At 33.9% G+C, this 4,630-nt stretch carries 4 protein-coding genes; 2 read left to right on the top strand and 2 right to left on the bottom strand.

From position 1 onward, the window contains the following. The first annotated feature begins 228 nt into the window (after positions 1-228). A complete protein-coding gene (locus tag AB4Y90_RS15715; protein ID WP_441558526.1) occupies positions 229-1,296 on the top strand; it encodes a 3-oxoacyl-ACP synthase III family protein in 1,068 nt (355 codons plus the stop codon). A 65-nt stretch (positions 1,297-1,361) separates the two neighbouring features. After that, positions 1,362-2,567 (top strand): metallophosphoesterase, encoded by a 1,206-nt coding sequence (locus tag AB4Y90_RS15720; protein ID WP_441558527.1) that lies wholly within the window; start codon positions 1,362-1,364, stop codon positions 2,565-2,567. 64 nt (positions 2,568-2,631) lie between these two features. Here AB4Y90_RS15720 and AB4Y90_RS15725 read toward each other — a convergent pair whose 3' ends face one another. Continuing rightward, on the bottom strand, positions 2,632-3,384 hold the full coding sequence (locus AB4Y90_RS15725; protein ID WP_441558528.1) for a polysaccharide deacetylase: 753 nt from the start codon (positions 3,382-3,384) through the stop codon (positions 2,632-2,634). Between the two features lie 196 nt (positions 3,385-3,580). Beyond that, positions 3,581-4,546, bottom strand: coding sequence for an NAD-dependent epimerase/dehydratase family protein (locus AB4Y90_RS15730; RefSeq protein WP_441558529.1), 966 nt, complete (start codon positions 4,544-4,546; stop codon positions 3,581-3,583). Between the last annotated feature and the right edge of the window lie 84 nt (positions 4,547-4,630).

Here is a 4,630-nt window from a genome sequence, read left to right on the forward strand (position 1 = left end):
GTATTGGGAGTAGGATTATCTACAAGGAAATAATTTTTCTTTGCCAAAAAGAAGTTGTAAACAGCGAAAGCACCGATAAATACCACAACAGCAATAATTAAACCTTTTAAAGACGGATTGTTTTTCATAGATTGGCTGAAACAATTTTTGCAAATTTAATAATATTTTTAATTCTTTCTTATTAATATTAATTATTAACTTTGCATCTTTAAAAAATTACATAAGCGAATGCCAAATACGATCATTATTGGTTCCGGATCTTATCTTCCGAATAGAGTAATTGGAAGGGATTTTTTCTTAGATTCAGAGTTTTATACAGAAGACGGGGTGAAGATTGACAAGCCTGCTGAAGAAACTATTGCAAAATTTGTAGAAATTACAGAAATAGAAAACAGGAGGTTTATAGACGAAGATCTTTCAAATTCACAAATCGGTTTTGAAGCTGCAAAAATTGCTATTGCAGACGCAAACATAGATCAGGAAGAGCTTGATTATATTATTTACGCAAGTAATTTTGGTGAAGTTACCGTAAACGGATATGTAGATTTTATGCCGACAATGGCAGCAAGAGTAAAAAATAAACTTGGCATTAAAAACAGAAAATGCGTTACTTACGATATGATTTTCGGTTGTCCGGGCTGGGTTGAAGCGATGATTTTAGCTGATAATTTAATTAAAGCTAATGTTGCAAAAACAATCCTTGTCATCGGAGCAGAAACTTTAAGCAGAGTAACCGATCCGCATGATAGAAACAGAATGATCTTTGCAGACGGAGCCGGAGCTGTAGTAGTAAAAGCCACTGACGAAGAAAATGTAGGAATCATTGCTCATAATACCATCTGTGATAATGGTCCTGAATTAAATTATCTTGCAAACGGACCTTCGATCAATCAGGAATCAGATCAGACTCGTTTATTTGTAAGAATGCAGGGAAGAAAAATTTATGAATACGCTCTTAAAAATGTTCCTGCGGCCATTAAAGAAACCATCGAAGACGCAAAATTATCTATTGAAGATATCGACAAAATACTGATCCACCAGGCAAATGCTAAAATGGATTATGCAATGATAGACAGGCTTCACAAGCTTTATGACGTAAAAGATTACGACCATTCGGTATCTCCTATGACGGTTCAGGATCTTGGAAATACTTCGGTTGCAACAATTCCTACCATGTTTGATTTAATAATTAAAGGAAATATGGCGGGTCATTCGTTTAAAGATAAAGGGAACATTGTGATGACTTCGGTGGGAGCCGGAATGAACATCAATGCGATCGTTTATAAATTTCCGTAAGAATATTAATTAACAATATAAAAAGCACAGGAAATTTATTTTTTGTGCTTTTTTTAAACCTGATCATGCAGAAAAACTTCTTATTCATTGCCGCAATCTTCTTATTTTTAGAACTTTATATTTTTCAGGCAATAAGAACCTTAACCGATAATTTCTGGGTAAGAATTGGCTATATCGTTTTGTCTTTGGCTGTTTACGGAGTTTTCGCTTACGAAGTTTCTCATTTCCAAAGAAGCGACCGAAGCATGGTAAGAGCGCAGATAACGATTTCTTTATTCTTAATTTTTATTTTGCCTAAAATTTTCATCGTTTTGTTTTTATTGGTTGATGATATTTTCAGAACCGGAGGTTATTTGGTGGGATTAACAAGACCTACCGATAATTTCTTCCCTGAAAGAAGAAAGTTTTTAAGCTTAATGGGATTAGGTTTGGGCGGCGTGCTTTCTGCACTTTTCATAGACGGAATTACGTTTGGAAAATACCGTCACAAAGTAAGAAGAGTAAAAGTAAAATTTGCTAATCTTCCAAAAAGTTTTAAAGGCTATAAAATCATTCAGATATCAGATGTTCACAGCGGAAGTTTTTCTGATCCGAGCAAACTGCAGCACGCTATTGATTTAATGAATGAGCAAAATCCGGATTTGGTTTTATTTACCGGAGATATGGTTAATAATGTTGCCGATGAATTTAAACCATTTATTCCTTTATTTTCTAAAATTAAAGCGAAAGACGGCAAGTTTGCAGTCTTAGGAAACCATGATTACGGCGATTATGTAAAATGGAATTCTAAAGATGAGCAAAAGAACAACCTTGAAACCTTAATTAATTATCAAAAGCAAGCCGGCTTTGATCTGCTTCGTAACGAAAACAGGGTTATTGAAAAAAACGGCGAAAATATTTACATTTTAGGTGTTGAAAACTGGGGATTAAAACCTTTTCCACAATATGGAGATATTGATAAAGCTCTGGAAAACGTACCGCAAGAAGCCACCAAAATATTAATGAGCCACGACCCTACTCATTTTGATTACGTCGTGAAAAAACATCCTAAAGACATTCATTTAACACTTTCAGGTCACACCCACGGAATGCAGTTTGGCTTAGATTTAAAAAACATAAAATGGTCTCCTGTACAATACCGTTACCCAAAATGGGCAGATTTGTACGAAAGTGAAGGTAAAATGCTTTATGTAAACAGAGGTTTCGGTGTTTTAGGTTACCCCGGAAGAGTCGGTGTTTTGCCGGAAATTACGCTTTTTGAATTGGGATAAAAAGGTTTTAGGAATTAGGTATTAGATATTAGCTAATTCCTAAAACCTAATTCCTGCAACCTAATTAAAAAATATAATCCTTCATTCTTGAAGTTGCCAATTCTTTTTCATTAATCCAGGAAAGGAAAGCTTCCAGTTTATCCTCCATCTTTTTTCCTAAATAAAACCTTCGGTAAAGCGGAACTTTAAACTGATATTTATTAAGGTCGGTAAATTGCCAGGATTCAAGATAAACCAAAACAAAATCATCTTTTTTTAAGGTTTCAAAAACCATATTCTGATAGTATTGCATCGGCAAAACCTGAAAAACAAAATCATTATACGGCAACTGACTGTACGGAGAAATACTTTCCGGAACGATGCTTAAGCCGTTATCTTCGACGATTTCTGAGCTTCTTTTTAAACGTTTAAAAGGAAACAGAATATCTGCGTGATCAATATTTGAGATATAATTAAAACCAATAGATTTTAATTCTTCTAAAGAAAATTGTTTGTCTTTCTGTCGGATTCCTTTGATCTGTTTTTCAAGAAATTCCTGGGTTGCTTTTTTTACTTCTTCAATTTTTTTAAGACTGGAATCTTTATTGTAAAAAGCAATTTCATGCCCTTGAGCAGAAATTGCTTTTAGTAAATTCTGAAGTTTTTCTGTGATCAAAATTTCAACAAAAAAACTCGCTTTTATATCATGAAGATCTAAAATCCTGAGAATTGCCTTGGTATTATTTTCGGTAATTTTCAATCTTTCATCATCAGAAATAACGATGCCGTTTTTAGTTTCAGCTTCAAAATTTACGATGTTAAAAGTGAGCAATATCATTGGTGAAATGAAAGAATTAAAGATTATTTAAAAAAATATTAAACCATTAAGAAAATGAAAATTTTAAGTTTAGTTAAGAATCAATAAATTGATTTAAGCGTTGTGCAATGATTAACTTTTAGTAAATTTTAATAAATTACATTTGCTCTTAAAAACTTTACTTTCTTAATGGTTAAAATTTAATAAGTTCAACAGATTAATTTTTATTCAGTTTTACTTTCAGATTTTTGATCATATCTTTCSACATCTCAGAAATTCCGAAGTCGTAAGATAATCCCCAATCTTTTTTAGCAACAGAATCATCAATCGAAGCCGGCCATGAATCTGCGATCGCCTGTCTGAAATCCGGTTTGTAATCAATTTCAAATTCTGGGATTTCTTTTTTAATTTCTTCCGCCAATTCTTTCGGTGTAAAAGACATTCCGCCCAAATTATATGATGAGCGAACTGTTAAATTCTCCTTTGGAGCATCCATCAATTGTAAAGTCGCATTGATGGCATCATCCATATACAACATCGGCATTCCTGTATTTTCGGAAATAAAACTTGTGTATTTTCCTTCTTCAATCGCTTCGTAGAAAATTTCAACGGCATAATCTGTAGTTCCTCCACCTGCAGGAGTTTTCCACGAAATTAAACCGGGATAACGGATGCTTCTTACATCTACTCCATATTTATCAAAATAATATTCGCACCATTTTTCACCTGCCATTTTAGAAATTCCGTAAACGGTTGTAGGATTCAAAACCACGTCTTGTCCTACATTTTCTTTTGGAATTCCTTTCCCGAAAACAGCGATTGAACTTGGCCAGAAAATCTTTTTAAGCAAACCTTCTTTTGCAAGCTCACAAAAATGAAGAAGCGGCTCAAGATTTAACTTCCATGCAAAAATCGGCTGTTTTTCTGATGTTCCGGATAAAAGCGAAGCCAAATGATACACTGTTGTGATCTCGTAATCTTTAATGACCTGTCTCACCAATTGCGAATTGGTAACATCCATTCTTTCGTAATGACCGGCAGAAGTTATCCCTTTTTGCCATCTGTCAAGACCCGAAGCAACCACATTATCAGCGCCATGTATTTCTACCAATCTGTTGGTAAGCTCGGTTCCGATTTGCCCTAAAGCACCTGTAATCAATATTTTTTCCGTATAGGACTCCATTTTTACTTTTATATTAGTTGGTTGAAGGCAAAAATAAATATTTTGAATGCGATGCGAAAACAAAATTGAGAATTAGCGTATAAT

The sequence above is a fragment of the Chryseobacterium sp. 2TAF14 genome, assembly GCF_052115105.1.
Classification (GTDB): Bacteria; Bacteroidota; Bacteroidia; order Flavobacteriales; family Weeksellaceae; genus Chryseobacterium.